Source organism: uncultured Sphingomonas sp., assembly GCF_913774285.1.
Lineage (GTDB): Bacteria > Pseudomonadota > Alphaproteobacteria > Sphingomonadales > Sphingomonadaceae > Sphingomonas.
Genome location: NZ_CAJYHX010000002.1, coordinates 13173 through 32390 on the forward strand (window position 1 = coordinate 13173; position 19218 = coordinate 32390).

The 19218-nt window shown below is 66.4% G+C and carries 13 protein-coding genes; 6 read left to right on the forward strand and 7 right to left on the reverse strand.

Annotated features, from left to right (window positions below; genetic code table 11):
* Positions 1–73: 73 nt before the first annotated feature.
* Positions 74–1150: a hypothetical protein gene (locus QZ670_RS00385; RefSeq protein ID WP_294250321.1), complete on the forward strand. Its 1077-nt coding sequence runs from the start codon at positions 74–76 to the stop codon at positions 1148–1150.
* A gap of 91 nt (positions 1151–1241) precedes the next feature.
* On the opposite strand, the gene rplL is transcribed toward QZ670_RS00385, so the two are convergent.
* Together rplL and rplJ are read right to left on the reverse strand one after the other, a co-directional pair.
* Positions 1242–1619, reverse strand: coding sequence for a 50S ribosomal protein L7/L12 (gene rplL / locus QZ670_RS00390; protein WP_121078416.1), 378 nt, complete (start codon positions 1617–1619; stop codon positions 1242–1244).
* A gap of 60 nt (positions 1620–1679) precedes the next feature.
* Positions 1680–2195, reverse strand: a complete 516-nt coding sequence (rplJ, locus tag QZ670_RS00395; RefSeq protein ID WP_121079556.1) for a 50S ribosomal protein L10 — start codon at positions 2193–2195, stop codon at positions 1680–1682.
* A gap of 575 nt (positions 2196–2770) precedes the next feature.
* On the opposite strand from rplJ, the gene QZ670_RS00400 reads away from it, so the two are divergent.
* From QZ670_RS00400 to QZ670_RS00410, 3 genes are all read left to right on the forward strand, one after another.
* The gene (locus QZ670_RS00400; protein ID WP_294250342.1) at positions 2771–3535 is read left to right on the forward strand and encodes a hypothetical protein; all 765 of its coding nucleotides are present in this window, start codon (positions 2771–2773) and stop codon (positions 3533–3535) included.
* Between the two features lie 533 nt (positions 3536–4068).
* Positions 4069–5964 carry a hypothetical protein gene (locus QZ670_RS00405; RefSeq protein ID WP_294250345.1) on the forward strand — a complete coding sequence of 632 codons (1896 nt, stop codon included), beginning with the start codon at positions 4069–4071 and terminating at the stop codon, positions 5962–5964.
* A 211-nt stretch (positions 5965–6175) separates the two neighbouring features.
* Positions 6176–9028: a TonB-dependent receptor gene (locus QZ670_RS00410; RefSeq protein ID WP_294250350.1), complete on the forward strand. Its 2853-nt coding sequence runs from the start codon at positions 6176–6178 to the stop codon at positions 9026–9028.
* A gap of 54 nt (positions 9029–9082) precedes the next feature.
* Here QZ670_RS00410 and QZ670_RS00415 read toward each other — a convergent pair whose 3' ends face one another.
* The 5 genes from QZ670_RS00415 to QZ670_RS00435 all read right to left on the reverse strand — a co-directional run bounded on the left by QZ670_RS00415 (position 9083) and on the right by QZ670_RS00435 (position 15440).
* Positions 9083–10096 (reverse strand): inorganic phosphate transporter, encoded by a 1014-nt coding sequence (locus QZ670_RS00415; protein WP_294250353.1) that lies wholly within the window; start codon positions 10094–10096, stop codon positions 9083–9085.
* A gap of 6 nt (positions 10097–10102) precedes the next feature.
* On the reverse strand, positions 10103–11203 hold the full coding sequence (locus QZ670_RS00420) for a DUF47 family protein (protein WP_294250569.1): 1101 nt from the start codon (positions 11201–11203) through the stop codon (positions 10103–10105).
* 170 nt (positions 11204–11373) lie between these two features.
* Positions 11374–12657, reverse strand: a complete 1284-nt coding sequence (locus QZ670_RS00425) for a PQQ-dependent sugar dehydrogenase (protein WP_294250356.1) — start codon at positions 12655–12657, stop codon at positions 11374–11376.
* Positions 12658–12995: 338 nt separating this feature from the next.
* Positions 12996–13637: a hypothetical protein gene (locus tag QZ670_RS00430; RefSeq protein WP_294250359.1), complete on the reverse strand. Its 642-nt coding sequence runs from the start codon at positions 13635–13637 to the stop codon at positions 12996–12998.
* Positions 13638–13646: 9 nt separating this feature from the next.
* Positions 13647–15440 carry a LysM domain-containing protein gene (locus QZ670_RS00435; protein ID WP_294250364.1) on the reverse strand — a complete coding sequence of 598 codons (1794 nt, stop codon included), beginning with the start codon at positions 15438–15440 and terminating at the stop codon, positions 13647–13649.
* 204 nt (positions 15441–15644) lie between these two features.
* Between QZ670_RS00435 and QZ670_RS00440 the strand changes: the two genes are divergently transcribed.
* Both QZ670_RS00440 and QZ670_RS00445 read left to right on the forward strand, forming a co-directional pair.
* Positions 15645–17336, forward strand: a complete 1692-nt coding sequence (locus QZ670_RS00440; protein WP_294250367.1) for a molecular chaperone HscC — start codon at positions 15645–15647, stop codon at positions 17334–17336.
* Entirely contained in the window at positions 17333–19150 is a 1818-nt protein-coding gene (locus QZ670_RS00445; protein WP_294250370.1) for a hypothetical protein, read from the forward strand. Before QZ670_RS00440 ends, QZ670_RS00445 begins: the two co-directional genes overlap by 4 nt.
* Positions 19151–19218: the final 68 nt, after the last annotated feature.

Genomic DNA, 19218 nt, shown 5'->3' on the forward strand with positions numbered 1-19218 from the left:
GTGCAGCCGGCGTTCAGCTTTTGCGGGCCAATCCCGATGCGTGACCGGGGCTAGGCATCGCGCAGCATTTGGAATGATAATTGTCGGGGCGTTCGGGGCTCCCGCGTGGTCGCAGGACGTGCCGGCCGCCGATCCTGGCCCGCAGGCGATTCCCGGCGTGCTGCCGGAGCGGTTTCGCCTTCCCGGCACGCCGGTGCCCAGCCCTACGCCCACGCCCACGCCCACGCCCACGCCCACGCCCACGCCGACGCCTGCGCCCGCGCCGACGCAGGCGCCGACATCGGGCGGGCTGGTGAAGCCGGTGATCGTCCCGCTCCCCGGCGTCCGGCCCCGTCCGACGCCCGCCGCGGCGCCGAGCCCGGTGCGAACGCCTGTGCCCGTGCCGCAGCCCACCGCGCCTGCGCCCGTGCCGACGCCGCTGGCACGGACGTCGGCGTCGCCGGCGGCTACGCCGCCGCGGCAGGTGCCGACGGCGCCGCGCGATGCTCCTCCCGGCTGGCCGTGGTTCGTTCTGGCGGCGACCGGCGTTGCAGCGCTGGCGGGCGCGGGGTGGGGGTGGCGCCGACGGCGTGCCGCGGCAGCGCCCGAACCGGCGATGCCGGTGCCGGAGCGCGCGATTGCGGCGTCTGCGCGGCCGGTTGCGCGCCCGGCGCCGCAGACTCCCGTCGTCGCCGAGCCTTTCGCGGTCGAGATCGTCTCCGCCAACATGGTCTTCCTGGCGGACGCGGTGGCGTTCGACCTCGAAATCGATGTGGTCAACGCACAGGCCCGGGCGGTCGAGGGGCTGCGGCCCGCGCTCGCGCTGATTAGCGCCAGCCCCGATCAGGATCGCTGGCGCGCAGCGTTCCATGCCGCTGCGCCCGCGCAGAACCAGGTAGCCCCGGTGGACCTCGCGCCGGGCGGCCGATTGCGGTTGCCCGCACGGCTTACGCTCCGGCGGGAGCAGCTGCACGTGGTGGGGCACGGTGGCAGGAACATGTTCGTCAGTATGCTGCTCTGCGACCTCCGCTGGCGGGCCGGACTGAGTCTACATCACTTTGGTGCCGATTTTCTGCTGGGGACTGCCGGGCGGGGTGCCCGGCCAGGGCCAATATGGCTCGATCGGCCAGCGCCAGCTGCTATTGCGGCAATCCGCTATCTGCCGGCGTGATTCTGAAATCGAAAGGTTCAAAGAAAAGAGGCGGCCCGTTGCCGGACCGCCTCCTTCCAATATCCAAGCCTTGAAACAGGCTGGGAAGCGCTTACTTGACCTCGACGGTCGCGCCAGCTTCTTCCAGCTGCTTCTTGATCTTCTCGGCTTCGTCCTTCGACACGCCTTCCTTGACCGGCTTCGGAGCGCCTTCGACCAGCGCCTTTGCTTCGGTGAGGCCGAGGTTGGTGATGGCGCGGACTTCCTTGATGACGTTGATCTTCTTGCCACCGTCGCCGGTGAGGATCACGTCGAACTCGGTCTGCTCTTCGGCAGCCGGGGCAGCGGCGCCACCAGCGGCCGGGCCGGCAACGGCGACGGCAGCGGCGGCCGAAACGCCCCACTTCTCTTCGAGCAGCTTCGAGAGCTCAGCGGCCTCGAGCACGGTCAGGGCGGAAAGCTGGTCGACGATCGCGTTAAGGTCAGCCATGATAAACTCCAATCAGTTCAATAGTTTCGGGATAATATAAAGGTCGCTCGAAGCCGAAGCTCAGGCAGCCTGCTTTTCGCTGTACGCCGCAAGCACGCGGGCGATCTGCGCCGCCGGTGCCTGGGTGATCGTGGCGAGCTTGGTCGCGGGTGCTGCGATGAGCCCCACGAGCTTGCCGCGCAGCTCGTCCAGCGACGGCAGCGAGGCGAGTGCCTGCACGCCAGCCGGATCCAGCAGCACATTGCCCATCGCGCCGCCGACGATTTCGAGCTTGTCGTTCGTCTTGGCGAAGTCCGAGACCACCTTGGCCGCAGCCACGGGATCGACGGAGGTGGACAGTGCCGTCGGACCCGTCAGCAGGTCCGCGAGCACCGCATAATCGGTGCCCTGGGTGGCAATCTTGGCGAGCTTGTTCTTCGAGACCTTATAGGTCGCGCCGGCTGCACGCATCTTGTTGCGCAGGTCCGTCGACTGCTTGACGGTCATGCCGAGATTGCGGGTGACAACCACCACGCCAACCTCGTTGAAGGTGCGGTTCAGCTCGGCAACGGCGTCGGCCTTCTGGGAACGATCCATGCCGGTCTCCTCATACATGAGGCTGCCCGTTCCCCGCACGAGGCGGGCAAGGGTGCAACCCCGGTTCACGACCCGCGCACGAAACGCGGGCCAGGCTCAAATTGTCCGAGGGGAAGGATCGTCACGAGGCCGGGGCGCGTGTCCCTGGGGCGTGACCCGGAACGCTTGGACCCACCCGCGCATCTGCGCCAAGAGAGCCGGCCAAGCCGCCGGTAAATTCTGTCCCCGTCTAGGCGAGTTTTTCAAGACCGGCAGATTCCGGTCCCTCGCTGTCTCGGACGGATTCCTTCCGAAGAAGGAGCGCGCCCAATAGCGGATTCGGGCGCGGAGTCAAGGGTAGGGTCGGGGACAAGCCATGCCGAGCCGCTGCCACCTGCGCTCCCCTCCCGCTTGCGGGAGGGGCTGGGGGAGGGGAGGACCGATCGCCGGGGGCGAACGGAGCGGCAAGAGGCGGCAAGTCAGCCCCTCCCCCGACCCCTCCCGCAAGCGGAAGGGGAGCGCAAGTGGGGAGCCCTTGCAGAACAAAACAGGAACACCCATTTCCCCCAACGTCCGTCACACCCAGGGGGGAGGGCATGCCCATGCGCGGCACCAAGGCCGATCGTACCCGCGAGAACCAGCGCTTCCTGAAGGCGCTGCGCCGCACCGCCAACGTGACCCTCGCCGCCGAGGCCGCGGGGCAGACGCGCAAGACCTTCCAGAAGCGCCGCGCGCGCAACCCCGATTTCGCGAGCCAGTGGGACGCAGCCCTAGCCTATGCCCAGGCGCAGCTCGCCACGGGTGCGCCGTCGCCCACCCCCGAGGGCGAGGCCGCGCGCACCGGCGGCGGCGAGTATAGCGTGCGCGCCTCGCGCGGCCGCATGGTGCAGGTGCGCCGCGCCCCCAAGGGGGTGCTGACCACCGAGGGTGAGCGCCGCTTCCTCGCCCATCTCGCCGCCACCGCCAATGTGCGGCTGTCGGCCGAGGCGACTGGCATCGGCTGGAACGCCATCTACGCCCGGCGCCGGCGCTCGGCGGCCTTCGCCCGCGCGATGGAGGCGGCGCTGGCCGAGGGCTATGAACGGCTCGAACTCGCGCTGCTCGACAATGCGCTGCGCTCGCTGGACCCCACCGGCGAGGATTTGGGCGCGTGGTGCGAGACCGTCGACGAGACCGACCCGCTCACCCTCATGACCCCGCGCGAGGCGCTGCTGCTGCTCGGCTATCGCCGCCCGGAGATCGTCGAGGGGCGGCCCCACACCGGCTTTGGCGTGCAGCGCGTCTCCCGCGAGGAGGCGCTGGCGCGGCTGTCGCGCGAGCTGGACCGGGTGGAGCGGCGGTTGCGGCGGGATGGGGGGTAGGGGCGGCGCGCAGGGCCCGGCGCGTCGCGTCTCCGGCAGTGCCGCAGGGTCCCCCTTGCGAGGGGTGCGGCACTGCCGTTTATTCGTGTGATATTAGGTGACTGAAGTGTTACACGTCGAAGTCTGCAGACGACAAGATCGCCGCCGGGCTGGAAGACGCCATCGCTTATGTCGGGTCGGGGGTTATGCATAAGAATGCTAGGTTTAGTCAGAGGCCAAAGGCGGAACGTTTCGGGCGCACTATCGCCGAGCAGCGGGCCATCTGGGCGAACGCGAAGATGGACTGCCTCTTGAAGAAGGTTGGGAGGCGAGCGTCAACATTGGCTCATGGCAGGCCGATCCAAAGGTTCAAGCACAAAGCTATGTTGTTAGTGATCCGGTAACGCAGATTGCCCCATCGCCAATTATTCGCCATGCTCGACGCGAGGCGCTCATCGTAAATACAGTTGTCTTGTCAAATTTGGGGTGAAGCAATGTATTTTTCCGGACTCCGGAAGCTTTTAGGAAGTGTCGAGGAAACTCGGTTCTATGATGTGGCTATCCTATATCTCAGTGTGCAGAGGTATAGGGAGCTCTCCATCGTTGATGGCACCGGAGATGGCGGTAGAGATGTTGTTTGCTCCCGAAAGGATCTCAGGATTCAGCTTAGCGTAAGAAAGGACTGGGAGAATAAAATAAATGAGGAGGCTGCAAATGCTGCAAGCCTTGGTCAGTCTCATCTCTTATATGTTACAAATCGAACAATCATGCCTCGAGCCGAAGAGGCGTTTCGTGCTTCGAAGTACAAATTTTCTGGCCAAGTTGAGGTGACGATTCACGATCTCAATCGAATTGCTACTGCACTTGCTCGCCCTGGTCGGATAAAGCGCGCTTACGAGATGTTAGGCGCTAGCGTGTCGCCCTCGAGTCATGCCACCGTTGCTGAAGTAGCGGTGAGCTCCTTATTGCTTTTTGGACAAGAGGCATCGGAGCTCCGAGAGGAGATAATTGATGCTAATGTGCGTGCATGGCTCCTTAAAAACCCAGGTTCTTCGGAAGATGTTCTTGTAGACGAGGTGTCTAGAGTTCTTCCTGGTGCCAGTCCCGTTAAGGCGGTGATGTCTGCTGTTAGCAGGCTTAGAACGACAGCTCAGATTGTGGGTAATAAGGAAAAAATAAATCTAAGCAGCGATGAGTTTGCTAAAATGCAGAGCGCTGAGGACGAGTTTCTTTTAGCTCGGCAAGTTGACGTTTTAGCGATTCAAGGCGTGACTGGATTGAGCTACGAGGATTCTTCCCATTTATTGGACCTGGCAACGGAAATTTTGCTAGAGGGGAGTGATTTATCTGGCGAGGAATCTAATGCAGAAATGGTCCGGTCATACCTAGCTGAGAAAAACCTGTCTCGCAATAAAAGCAAAATATACAAAGTGCTGTCGGAATGTTCTATTGCTAAACAATTTCAGTATGCTGGTACCATGCGGGAAATATTCAGCACCAATACCTTTGACATATATAGAGCGCTTGGTAACAGAACTAACTTAACTATGGTTCTGGACACAAGTGTGGCTTTGCCAATGTTGTTTGGCCTGGAATTTAAAGCTGTAACGTCTCGATATTCTGTCGGTGCTTCCACGCTGCTGGAGGTTTGTAGATCTCACGAGATTCCGATGATGGTACCGAGGCCGTATGTCAACGAGATGGCTTCGCATGGGATCCGTGCATTGGAATTTTTAGAGAGCTACGATGCCTTGCCTGAGGATCTTAGGCCATTCCTCCGCGGCTCAGGAAATGCGTTTCTTAGCCATTTCTCTCATATCGAGGGGGCAATGGCGCGATCTGGTGTGAAGCTCACGCTGTCAGAATTTCTACGTGCCTTTGGCCTTACTAAGGATGTTTCCCTTCGTAGAGTAGAAAACAGGATGTTGTCGTTGCTAGAGAGTCATTCGATAAATACGGGAATGAATTCATATTACGATGCTGACGTTAGGCTGCAGATCGCGGACAAAAAATCTCCGCATGAAGCTAAGCATATTCTGGATCACGACGCTGCTGTCTGTACAAATTTGATAAATGATAGTGAGCGTGGTTATATACTGGCTACGTGGGATAAAGTTCTTATTGAGGTGGTGCAAGGGCTGGCTCGAGTTTATGCAGACAGCCCTGCCCGAGTCACGGATTTTCTGTCCGCTGTCGAGGGTATAGATTACGAGTATGATCGTAGCACCGAGTTGCTAACGACTCTTTTGCACGTAGATGAGCAATACGTTCAGAAGGTGGCGAAGAAAATTGAGGAGATACGTGCGCCATCTCAGGAGCATAAGCTGCGCGTATTTATAGATGATCTGCGGTCGAGTGACAGCGGATCGATGCTGCCTGATGTAGATGATTTAACTTTCTTCTTGGATTCTAATGGCCCGCAGGAAAATACAAAAACTTTGGAAGATTAGCTAATCCTGACGCCGATTGGTGGATCGATCGCTTCGCTCAACGCGCGCCCGCGGTCAGATCCACCTCGGCGTGTCCCCACAGCAACACAATTTCAATCTTTAACCGAATTGCGCAATCGCCCCCTTGCCAAGCCCGCCCCATGCGTCAGTTTTGTTGCAAACAGAACCGAGAGGGTGCGCCACGGAAACGGCTTGGATCGAGGGGAACCACATGCACGTATCGTACCGACGAACCGCCTGCAGTCTCGCCGCACTCGCGCTCGCCATGGGGATGGCAGCGGCGCCCGCCTATGCCCAGGACGGCGCCGCCGGCGCTTCCGCCGCGGCGCCGCAGGACGACATCGTCGTCACCGGCTCGCGCATCCGGCGCAGCCTGCTCGATCAGGACAAGCCCGTCGTCACCGTCGGCCAGGAGGAGATTGCGCGCACCGGCCTCACCGCCATCGCCGACGTGCTCCAGCGGCTGCCCAGCGCCGCGGGCGGGCTCAACACCAAGGTCAACAATGCCGGCAATGTCGGCGGGCCGCCGGACGGGACCGGGGTCAGCTCGGGCTCGGCCGAGGTCGACCTGCGCTATCTCGCCGCCAAGCGCACGCTGATCCTCGTCGACGGCCTGCGCTTCGTCAACGGCTCGGCGGCGGGCGGCATCCCCGCCTCGGTCGACCTCAACACGCTGCCGGTCAATCTGATCGAGCGGGTCGAGGTGCTGCAGTCGGGCGCGTCGCCGCTCTATGGCTCGGACGCGGTCGCCGGCGTGATCAACATCATCACCAAGCAGCAGCAGGAAGGGTTGCGCGCCTCGGCCCAGTACGGCCTCTATCGCCAGGGGGACGGCGATACCCAGCAATATGAGGCGAGCTACGGCATCCAGTCGCGCGATACCGGCACCTCGCTGGTGTTCGGCGCGAGCTATGTGAAGCAGGGCGGCGTCTCGACCGGCGACCGCGCCATCTCGCGCTTCCCCAATCCGGGGCAGACCGCGTGCACCGATCCGATCGGCGGGTGCAGCGGCACGCCGCCCAATGGCCGCTTCGCGGTGCTGGGGCAGACGCTGGCGCTGCGCGCGCCGGTCTCCGGGCGGCCGAGCTATCCGGCGGACTTCAAGCCGTTCACCTCGGCGGACCGCTATAATTTCGCGCCGCTCAACTATCTGCTGACCCCGTCGGAGCGCTATGGCGGCTTCGTCAACTTCAAGCAGGCGCTGACCGACAGCATCAACATGCGGGTCAAGCTGCTGTACAACCACCGCTATTCGCGCACCCAGGCGGCCTATCTGCCGCTCAACATCGGGCCGGATGCGGGCAACGGCAACCTGCTCGACACGATCTCGGTGGACGTGACCAACCCGTACAACCCGTTCGGGGTGACCTTGTCCTCGGGGGCGGACGGGAGCGCTGCCAACTATTCGTTCATCGCGCGGCGCATGGTCGAGGCCGGGCAGCGCGTGTTCACCCAGAATGTCGACACCATGTCGGGCACGCTGACCTTCGACGGGTCGTTCGATGTCGGCGGGCGCAAATGGTATTGGGACGTCAACGGCACCTTCGGGATCAACGATGCCAAGCAGCTGTTCACCGGCAACCTCAACGCGGCGCGGCTGGCGCAGGCGCTGGGGCCGGTGAGCGCGTGCACGGGGACGTGCGTGCCGTTCAACATCTTCGGCGGGCTCGGCTCGATCACCCCGGCGATGGTCAACTATGTCGCGTTCGACGAGCGCGACCGCAGCACCCAGAAGATGTGGGACACCACCGCCAACCTCTCGGGCACGCTGTTCGACCTGCCGGCGGGGCCGGTGGGGGTCGCGATCGGCTATGAGCATCGCGACCAATATGCCAGCTACGATCCCGATCCGGTGATCACCGCCGGGCTCGGCGCGGACGTGCCGACCAGCCCCGCGCGCGGCGGCTTCAACGTCGACGAGATCTATGGCGAGCTGCGCGTGCCGATCCTGGCGAACACGCCGTTCTTCAACAAGCTCGAGCTCGACGGCGCGGTGCGGCACTCGAACTATTCGTCGTTCGGCAGCAACACCACCTTCACCGCCTCGGGGCTGTGGAAGCCGGTGGCCGACCTGCTGCTGCGCGGCGGCTATGCCGAGAGCCTGCGCGCGCCCAGCATCGGCGAGCTCTATGCGGGGCTGTCGCGCTTCGACGCGACGATCGACGATCCGTGCACGAGTGCTGCGGGCGGCGCGTTCACCAGCGACGCGACGGTGCGGGCCAACTGCATCGCCAACGGCGTGCCGGCCAATGGCAGCTACAACGAGCCGACCGGCGGTCAGCTCGGCGTCTTCTCGCAGGGCAACACCGCGCTCAAGCCCGAGACCGCCAAGACCTGGACCGCGGGCGGCGTCTACAGCCCCGACTGGGCCAAGGCCTGGTCGAGCGCGTTCAGCCTCGAGGTCAATTACTACAACATCAAGCTCGACAACGCGATCGACTCGGTGCCGGCGACCCTCACCCTGCGCCGCTGCGCGTTCAACGCCGATCCGGTCAGCTGCGCAGCGATCCGCCGGACCAGCAGCGGCACCATCGCCGGGATCAGCGGGCGGCTGCTCAACCTCAACGGCATCCGCACCGACGGGCTGGACGGCACGCTGACCTTCCGCACCCACAAGATCGGCGAGGGCACGATCGGCCTCAACGCCAACGCCGCCTATCTGCTCCGCTACGACGTGGTGCCGCCCGCCGACCTCGGCGCGCCGGCGCTGCGCTATGCCGGCACCGAGCGCGGCAGCCCCGACCAGGCCTATCCGCGCTTCAAGGGCAATGCGACGCTCGACTGGTCGAGCCCGGGCTACGGCATCGCGTTCACCGCGCGCTACATCAGCGGGGTCGACGAGCGTGACGACGTGCACCGGCTGGGCGCGGTGTTCTATGGCGACCTGCAGGCCTATTTCTCGCCGGCCTGGATGAACCATCGCACCCGGCTGACGGTGGGCGTGAACAACCTGTTCGACCGTTCGCCGCCCGCCTGCTTCACCTGCCAGAGCGCCAATTTCGACCCGACGACCTACGACCTGCCGGGCCAGTTCGGCTATCTGCGCCTGTCCTTCGGCTTCTGAGGAGGGGAGGAGGGGCCGGGCGCGATCCCGGCCCCTTTTTCCGCAAGACCGGCGTCAGAACAGCCGGGTCAGCGCGTAGAACAGCGCGCCCACCGCCGCCGAGGCGGGGATGGTGATTACCCAGGCGATCACGACGTTGCTCGCCACGCCCCAGCGCACTGCAGAGGCGCGCCGAGCCGTGCCCGCGCCGATGATCGCGCCGGTGATGGTGTGGGTGGTCGAGACCGGGATGCCCAGCCACGACGCGCCGAACAGGATGATCGAGCCGCCCATCGACGCGCTGAACCCCTGGTGCTGCGACAGCTTGGTGATCCGCGAGCCCATCGTCTCGATGATCTTCCAGCCGCCGCTCAGCGTGCCCAGCGCGATCGCGACATAGCAGCTGATCGCCACCCAGTGCGGCACCTCGAATTTGCCGTGCAGATAGCCGGTCGAATAGAGCAGCACGGTGATGATGCCCATCGTCTTCTGCGCGTCGTTGAGCCCGTGGCTCAGCGAATAGGCGCCCGAGGAGATCAGGTGCAGCACCCGGAAGCTGCGCTCCGCCCGGTTCGTCGAGGCGCGGCGGAACAGCCAGCTGGTCAGCAGCATGATCGCCATCGCCAGGATCATGCCGAGCGTCGGCGAAAGCACGATGGCAAGCAGCGTCTTGTTGAGACCGGTCCACTGGATGCCCTCGAACCCGGCATGCGCCACGCCCGCGCCCACCATGCCGCCGACCAGCGCGTGGCTGGACGAGGAGGGGATGCCCTTGAGCCAGGTGACCACGTTCCAGAACATCGCGCCGACCAGCGCGCCGAACACTACGCCCGGCGTCACCAGATCCTGGTCGATCAGCCCCTTGCCGATGGTCTCCGCCACCTTGTGCATGCTGGGGAAGGCGATGGTGACGAAATAGGCCGCGAAGTTGAAGAACGCGGCGAAGGCGACCGCATGGACCGGCTTCAAGAGGCGCGTCGCGACCACCGTCGCGATCGCGTTCGCCGCATCGTGCAGGCCGTTGAGGAAATCGAACGCCAGCGCGACGAGGATCAGCCCGATGAGCAGCGGCAGGGCAAGTTCGTGCATGATGGATCAGGCGTGATCTATGACGAGGCCGTCGATCTCGTTCGCGACATCCTCGAACGCGTCGACGATCCGCTCGAGATGCTTGTACAGCTCGCGCATCACCGCGAACTGCAGCGGGTCCTGCGGGCCCAGTTCCTTGTAGGCGCGCTTGAGGCCGGCGGCGTGAATGTCGTCGGCATGGCTTTCCATGCGGACCAGCCGCTCGGTCAGCTCGTGCAGCCGGGCGCCGTTCTTCGCCACGTCGCGCAGCAGCGGCATCGCCTCCAGAGTGAGACGGGCGGCATCGATGACGATGCCGGCCATGTCCTTCATCTCGGGCTCGAAATGGCGGATCTCGTAGAGGTCGATCGCGCGCACCGTCGCCTGCATCTCGTCGATCGCATCGTCCATCGAACCGATCAGCGCGGTGATCGCGCCGCGATCGAACGGCGTGAGGAAGGTGACGCGCACCGTCTGGAGCACCTGGCGGGTGATCTCGTCGGCGTCATGCTCGCGCTCGATCACTTCGCGGATATGGTCGGGCCCGCCATTCTGCAGCACCCGCGCGAGCGCATCGGCGCCGGCGACCACCGTGGCGGCATGCGCCTCGAACATCTCGAAGAAATTGCCCGATTTGGGCAACAGGCGTTGGAACCACGCGAACATGCGATTGACCTTTGATGTTTGGATGACGGTGCCGAGCACCCCCATGCGCCGGGTGGCGGCGCGAAATTCCTCGGGCCCGAAGGAGCGGATCAGGTCGCGCAGGTCGGGCTCGTCGACGGCATTGGCGGCATCGGCGAGATCGAACCAGCGGCGCTGGCGCTCGTCCTGTTCCTTCCAGCTATCGAGCTCGCGGGTGACCGAAAAGGGGAAGACCTCGACATCGGCCATCAGCGAGGCGCCGTTGCCGCGCTTCTTGCGGTAGCGATAGGAGCCGAGCGGGGTGGGGCAGATCACGCCCTGCACGCCCGCTTCCTCCTCGGCCTCCAGGACCGCGGCGGCATGTGCGCTGATCCCGGCACCGGGATTGCCCTTGGGAATCACCCAGCGCCCGGTCCCCCGCGAGGTGACCAGCAGCACCTGGGTGGACGCGTCGGTGCCTGAACCAAGGGTGCGATAGGGCAGGGCGGCGATCTGGCGAATGGCGAGCGGCTCCGTGGGTGAAGGACGCGCGCGGTGTTACAAGCTTGGCCGGGGATGGCAAGCGGGGAGGGAGATGGGAAGCGCGCGCATCGGCCGCCGCGCGCGTTTGTGCGCGCAGCGGCCGAGCAGGAGGATGCCGGGGCGCCCGCGGGTCAGGGGGCCGGAGTGATCTTCCACAGATTGCCGCTGGGACCGTCGCCGAGCACCCAGACTTCGCCGGTCGGGGCCTGGGCGAGCGCGCGTACGCGGGCGGCAAAGTCGATCCGGGTTGCTTCGGTTGCGCGGGCACCGGTGAGATTGACCAGGACGAGCCCGCGAGACTGCAGCCCGCCGATGACGGCATATCCCTTCCATGCCGACAACAGGTTGCCCGAATAGATGACCATGCCGGCCGGCGCGATGACGGGAACCCACCAGACCTGGGCCGGTTCAAAGCCATCGCCTGCGGCCGGCTTCGGGATCGGCGAGCCGTCGTAATTGTCCCCGTACGACACGTTCGGCCAGCCGTAATTCTTGCCGGGCAGGATGATGTTCAGCTCGTCGCCGCCCTTCGGACCCATCTCGTGCTCCCACAAGGTGCCCGCGGAATCGAAGGAGAGGCCGTACGGATTGCGATGTCCGAGCGTCCAGATCTCCGGCTTCGCGCCTGCGGTGCCGACGAACGGGTTCGTCGCCGGCGCGGTGCCGTCCGGATTGAGTCGGATGATCTTGCCCAGGGTATTGCTCAGGTCCTGGACCGGAGTGAATTCCTGCCGGTCACCGACCGCGACGAACAGATAGGCGCCGTCGGGCGAGAAGGTCAGGTAGCCGCCGGGCTCGCCCGAGCCGGGATCGCTCACCACCTTGGTGCCGCGCCAGATCGTCGTTCCGCCCACCAGATGCGTGCCGGTGCCGTCGGTGGTCAGCTTGGCCTTGAACAGCGAGAGACCGACGGGATCGATCGCGGTATTGGCCGCGGCGCGGCCAAATCGGGCGGCGGCGGGATCACGCTCCAGATAGGTGATGTAGACCTGCTTGTTGGTCGCGAATTGCGGATCGAGCGCGACGCAGAGAATCCCGACGTTGGAGGCCGGCAAGCCGTCGATGGCGGTCTTCACCCCGGCCTGGGTCACCAGCCACATGGCGCCGGGCGAGGTAGGGTTGAGGAGCGTCGCCCCGCTAGCGTCCTTGTTGAGCGGGCGCTCGGTCACCAGCATCTCGCCGGTGGGAAGGAAGGTCAGCCCCCAGGGCGCGTCGAACGTCGTGACCGCGGTCTTGGTGATCGACGTCAGAGACTGCATCGGCGGCGGCGTCGGGGTCGGCGTCGGTGTCGGCGTCGGCGCGACGGGTGGCGCAACCACATTGCCGCTGCCGCCCCCTCCGCCACCGCAGCTGGCGAGCGCCATCGCCAGAACGAACGAAGTCCCTGCGCGCAGGCGCGCGGTCAATATGCTCACGTGGAAATGCCCCCAAGATTCGGTGATCTAACAAAAGTTAGATATAACAAATGTTAGGTTGAAGCTGTTTTCGCAAGTACGAATTCATCCGGATACGCGGGAGCAGGTTCGGGGGGAGCTGCCCGTCCTCACTCGCGGGCGGGGGAATAGCGAAAGGGCGCCGCGCCGCTTCGACACGCTGTGCCAAGGCGGCACGCAGGAAAAAAAACGGCCGGGATCGCCCCGGCCGTTTCTTCGGGCGTTCGCCCGGTCAGCTTGTGTGCGGCATGTCGCGGCATCGGCGCGCTCCGGCGGGGCAACCGCGCTTGCGCGGTCAGGGCGGAGCGCCGGGCGGCACGTCAGTCGGTGCGTTCGGCCAGCACCATGCGTTTGTCGAACCATTCGAACGCCATCTGGCGGCCCATCGGCAGCACCAGCCCGAACCATTTGCCGCTGGCGTCGCTCGGCACCGCCCAATGGCCTTCGTCGCAGCCGAGATGCCGGGCTTTGCCGGCATCGCCGATGATGCCCCAGGCCTTCAGCGCCGCGGCCAGCGTCGCCCGCGCGGCGGCGGGCCGCGGGGTTGCGGCGGGGCTCAGATAGGGGCCGGTGCAGACGTCGCTATGGTCGAACTGGCCGTTGTCCGGCCCGTCCCAGCGGATCGCGCCCGAGGCGTCGCTGTTCCCGGTGACGGTGAGGCGCGAACCGACCATGCCCATCTCGTCCTCGAGCGGATCCTGGTTGCCGGGATTGTACACCTTGATCACCCGCCATTTGCCGACGATCTGGCACGGGCTTTCCGGTGCGCCGGGGTCGCAATCCGCCATGGCGGCCGCCGGGGACGAAGCGACCGGGGGCGTCGCCGGCGCGGGGCTCGCCGCCACCGGCCGGGCGTCGTTTGCCGCGGCGACGGGGGCGGCCGGCTGGCGCTCCCCGGCGCCGTCGCCATTCGCCGCGCCGCAGGCCGCGAGCAACAGCAGGGGAGCGAAGACGAGACGCATGCGAAGTCCTTATTGGCTGGCGTTTACCAGCACATAGCTAAACGACGACTGGCGGCCAAGGCCGGCCAGCAGCGCATTGAAGTCGCTCGGCCGCAGCGTCTGGCAGCCGGCCGATCCGGTCGAGCTGTTGCCGCCCTGGTGGATCAGCATCGAGCGCCCGGCGCCACGACGGTCGAGCGTGTCGGCGCCGGTGAAGCGGCCGTCATGGTTGCTGTCGCGCAGCGCCGTCTGGGTTTCGGTCGCTCGGAAGAAGCGGTTGCCGGCGAAGGTGCCCGATTGCAGTTCGTAGCGGTAATTGCCCTCGACCAGCCGGCCCAGTTCCTTGCGGCCGTCGCCATTGACGTCGGCGCCGTAGCCGCGTGCCGCGTAGACGCCGGCCGGCTCGGTGTTGCCCTGGAAGACCTGCGCGCGGTAGCTGCCATCGGCCTGGCGCGAGACCAAGGCGATCGTGTCGTTATATTCGCCGCGGCCGCCATTGGCCTGCAGCGACGAGTCATGCCGCACCGCCACCAGCACCTTGCGCCCCGCCGCGAGGTCGGCGCGGGCCTGCGCATCGCCCGAGCGGTTGATGACGGCGGCGAAGTCCGCGCCCGTGCGCGGTTCGCCGGCCGCCTTGCCCGCGATCGGTGCGGTGCCGCCGGTGGTCGCGGACGCCGGGCGATCGAACAGGGCGAGCGCCTCGCGCCGCTCGTTGGGATAGCGTTCCTGGGTGATCGAGCGCAGCTGGCTGGCCTCGGCGGGGCTGTAGTTGCCGCTCGCCGCGAGCCCCTGCAGATAGGTCGTGCGCTCGGCATAGATGTTGGAGACCAGCGCGCGGTCATAGTCGGGCGAGGCGCGGCCGACCTCCTGATCGGTGCGGCGAACCGCGGCCTCGAGCAGCTGCGGCGCACGGGCATGCTGCACCGCGCTCGACCAGGCGGCCTGCTGGACGGCGACGTGGCGGGTGCTGAGGTCGAGCCCGGTCGCGTCGCGGACCTTGTTGACGGCGGGGTCGTAATGGGTGCGCTCGATGAACGCGTGCTGTGCGTCGCGGAAGCCCTGCGGATCGCGTGCGGCGATCGCCTTCCACTGGTCGTTGAAGCTCTTGGTGCCGATGTTCGACCCCAGCTCCGCCGACCAGCGCGCGCCTTCGTGGCGCAGGAACGACTGGAGCGTGCCGGCCTTGGACGATAGCTGGTAGACGCCGTACGACACGCCGCCGGGGTCGCCGCTGCCGTTGGAGACGGTGCCCGGTCCGCGGCCGCCGCTTTCATAGCGTTCGGAGACGCTGCCGAGGCGGACCGGTCCGCCGGTGCCGGCCTGCGTGTCGCCGGCGTTTGCGGCCGGGGCGGATCGCGGCGGGTGGGCGACCGGTGCCGCCCCGCTGCCGCCGAGGCGCAGCACCTGGCCCGGCTGGATGCGGTTGGGATTGTCGATCGCGTTGATCCGGGCCAGCGTCGCGACATCGGTGCCGCTCTGCGCCGCGATGCCCGACAGCGTCTCGCCCCGCTGCACCGTGTGCGTCGCGGCGGCGGCGGTGGCGCCGCCCGGCAGGCGAAGGGTCTGGCCGGTGGCGATGCGATCCGGGTTGCTGATCCCGTTGATCCGCGCGAGCGTCTGCCAGTCGGTGCCGAGCGCCGTCGCGATGCTGGACAGCGTGTCGCCGTGCCGGACCGTGTAGCTCGGCGGCGGCGCCAGCCGGTCGAGCGGCGAGCCGCCTGCCATCAGACGATCGAGGGGATGGGCTCCCGTCTCCGGCGTCGACGGCGGTGCGCTGCGCGCACCTTCATTGCCGGTGCGCGTGGCTGCGGTGGCTTGCAACATGCTCGGACCTACTCTTCCAGTCTGCGGAAGACGTGCTGATACGACGCCTTGTCCGGGCGCCCCATCAACGAATCGATTAGGCCCGGCGCCCGCGCATGCACGACCGGTCCTGCGACGTGTCGAGATAGCGGCGCCAAATCGCGGTTCTCGCGGCGGAATCGTCCTAGAATAGCTCTGTTCGTCGGGGCGGCGCGGGGGGATTTCGTGATTGTAGGTATCGATCTTGGCACCACCAACAGCGCGATCGCGCGCTGGGGGGACGGCGGGCCGGAGCTGATTCCGAACAGCCTGGGCGAGTTTCTCACCCCCTCGGCGGTGAGCCTGACCGATGATGGCGAGGTGCTCGTCGGCCGGGCGGCGCGCGATCGCCAGCCGGTCTATCCGGATCGCACCGCCACCGCATTCAAGCGGCTGATCGGCACGCAGAAGCCGATCCAGCTCGGCGGCACGTCGTTCACCGCGGAGGAAGTCTCGGCGCTGGTGCTCAAGAGCCTCAAGGCCGATGCCGAGCGGCACTGCGGCGAGGCGGTGACCAGCGCGGTGATCACCGTGCCCGCCTATTTCAGCGACCGCCAGCGCAAGGCGACGCGCCGCGCGGGCGAGCTGGCCGGGCTCAAGGTCGAGCGGCTGGTCAACGAGCCCACTGCCGCCGCGCTCGCCTATGGCATCGCCGACCGCGAGGACCGCGATCCCTTCCTCGTCTTCGATCTGGGCGGCGGCACCTTCGACGTCTCGATCGTCGAGATCTTCGACGGGGTGATCGAGGTCCGCGCCTCGGCCGGCGACAACCGGCTGGGCGGCGAGGATTTCAACGAGGTGATCGTCGGCATCGCCAAGGAGCGGCTGCGGCTGCCGCTCGGGCCGGCGCATCCCAAGCTGCGCGAACAGGCGCGCGCCGCCGCCGAGCGCACCCGCCGCGCGCTGAGCGACGCCGAGGCCGCCACTTTCGACATCGTCTGGCAGGACGAGCTGCTGTCGACCACCATCACCGCCGAGCAGTTCGAGGCGGCCGCCGCACCGCTGCTCGACCGGCTGCGCGAGCCGGTGCTGCGGGCGATGCGCGACAGCAAGCTGCGCGCCGACACGCTGAGCGAGATCGTGCTGGTCGGCGGCGCCACGCGGATGCCGATCGTCCGCAAGGCGGTGACGCGAATGTTTGCGCGCTTCCCCAACGCCACCGTCCATCCCGACCATGCCATCGCGCTGGGCGCCGCGGTGCAGGCGGGCCTGCGCGAACGCAAGGCGGATCTGGACGAAATCCGGCTGACCGACGTCTGCCCGTTCAGTCTGGGCGTCGAGACCATGACGCGCGATGCGAATGGCGGGCTCCACGGCGGGCGGTTTGCGCCGATCCTCGAGCGCAACACCGTGCTGCCCGCCAGTCGCGTGCACCGCTTCCAGACCGTTCATGCCCAGCAGCGCTTCGTGAAGTTCTGCATCTACCAGGGCGAAGCGCGGATGGTGGCGGGCAACATCAAGCTGGGCGATGTCGAGATCCCGGTGCCGCCGCGCGGCGCCGGCGAAGTCGAAGTGGACTGCCGCTTCACCTATGATGTGAGCGGGTTGCTCGAGGTCGACGTGGTCGTACCGGAGACCGGCGAGACCCGGCAGCTCGTCATCGCCGATGAGGGAATGGATGCGGGCGAGGCGGAGGCGCGCCGCAGCGCGCTCGCGGCGCTGAAGATCCACCCGCGCGACCAGGCGGTGAACCAGGCGCTGATCGCCCGCGCGGAGCGCTGCTACGAAGCCTTTCTGGGCGACCAGCGCGCCGCGATCGGGCAATTGCTCGCCCATTTCGAAAGCGTGCTCGCGACGCAGGATCCCCATGCGATCGCCGAGGCGACGGCGATGATCACTGCACGGCTGGATGCGCTGGAAGGAGAGCGCTACCTGTGAGCAGTCCCTGGGAGACGCTGGGTATCGAGCCGACCGGCGACGTGAAGGCGGTCCGCAGGGCCTATGCACAGCGGCTGAAGGCGATCGATCCGGACAGCGACGTCGCGGGCTTCACCGCGCTTCGTCAGGCGCGCGACTGGGCGATGCGACTGGCCGAGTTGCACGCTGAGGTCGCGGATCCGTCCACCCCCATGGTCGTACTGGCATCCGACGAGATCGTGTACATGCCGCCGGGCCCGGAGGCAGCGGCCGAGCAGGCCGAGGTTGAGGCTGTGGACGCAAGCGCGGCCACCCCGCCGCCCGAGGACATGCCGCCCGCCGCCGCCCCGCCGCCGTCGCTGGAGCCGTCCGAAGAGGCCGTACGCATGGCGCAGGCCGATGCTGCTGCGGCGCCGCCTGCACCGCCGCTCGACCTGCGGCGGGAAGCCAATTTCGGCGCGCTGCAGGCGCTGTACGCGATGGTGTACGATCGCACGCGCCGCATTTCACAGGCCGAGATGAGCGCGCTGGTCGAACGCGTCCTCGCCGATCCGGCGATGCAGAATCTCGACCATGCCGATCATGTCGAACGCTTCTTCATCGACACCATCGTCCGGGGCACGCCGCGCAGCGACCCGATGGTCGATCCCGCGATTGCCTATTTCGGATGGGGCGCGCCCGATACCGAACTGCAACGCTCGGAAGCGCTGACCTGGATCCTCCAGCGCGCGAAGGACCGCTATTTCGAGATCGAGCTTCGCACTCAGAACCAGCCGCTATATCGCTTCCTGCGGCGGCTGCGGCTGCCGCCGCCGACGGGGCTGGGCGGCTGGATCGACGGCTGGGTCGCCGGGGCGCAGGTCGAATATGTGCTCGGCTATCTGCAGACCTATCACCCGACGGTCGTCACGGGGCTGAACGCGGCTGCCGTCGACTGGTGGCGCGACCGCATCCAGCACCAGAGCGAGGCCGCATTCCCGATCGGCTATCTCTACAATGTTCGGCGCAAGGCCGTATTTGCCAAACCGGTCGAGCAGGCCGGCCGGGCAACCATGGCGGGAATCGGCCCGATCCTCCTCCTGTTTTTCTTCCTGGGCGCGATCGTTCTTGGCGTCACCGACGACGGGACCTCCTCCCGCCATCGCCGCTACGCCTCGGTCGACCGTGCCGGCGACACGCGGGCCAGGTACAACCCCCTGTTGGTCTTGTTCGATCGTGATCTGGATCTTTTGCTCGACCGGTTCACCAACGGCGCGCTGACCCGTGCCGAACTGCAAAGGATCAACCCGCGGCTTTATGACCGGCTGTTGGGCGAATGGCAGGCGGCGCAGGCGACGCGCGGCAGCGACTCGCACCTGTCATTCGAGGTGCTGGCAGAAAGGGTAGGCGGCATCTTCTCCAAGCTGATGGCCCGGGTGTTGCGTGACGGGGACGACAAGCTGCTGCTCGACTACGCGGCCTATTACGAGGCGCGCCTCCGCTGGGCCGAGCGCGCCTCGCCCGAGGAATGCGTCACCTTCCTGGAGGGCGGGCCCAGCGGGGCGGGGCCGAACGAGCTGCACGATAGGCGCTACGACCTGCTTGCCCGCGCGATCCGCACCGGCACCCCGCCGGCCAATGACGTCAAGGATACCGGCCGCTACACCATTCCGCCGACCCTGCTGGAGGAAGCGATGACGCGCGCCCGGCTCGACCGCGCGGCGTTCGAGGCGGCGCTGAATCGCGAGGGGCCGCAGGTTGCGATCTGCAATGCGCGGATCGCCCTGATCGACACCGCGCTGGCCCGGCGGGACAAGGTGGGGATAAAGCTGCTGCGCGGCATGTTCGGGGGGTGAGGGCACCCGAACATGTGAACCCCGGCTAAGCAAGAGGTTGGCTGCTCCTGGCGCGTGCAGGGCCTGGT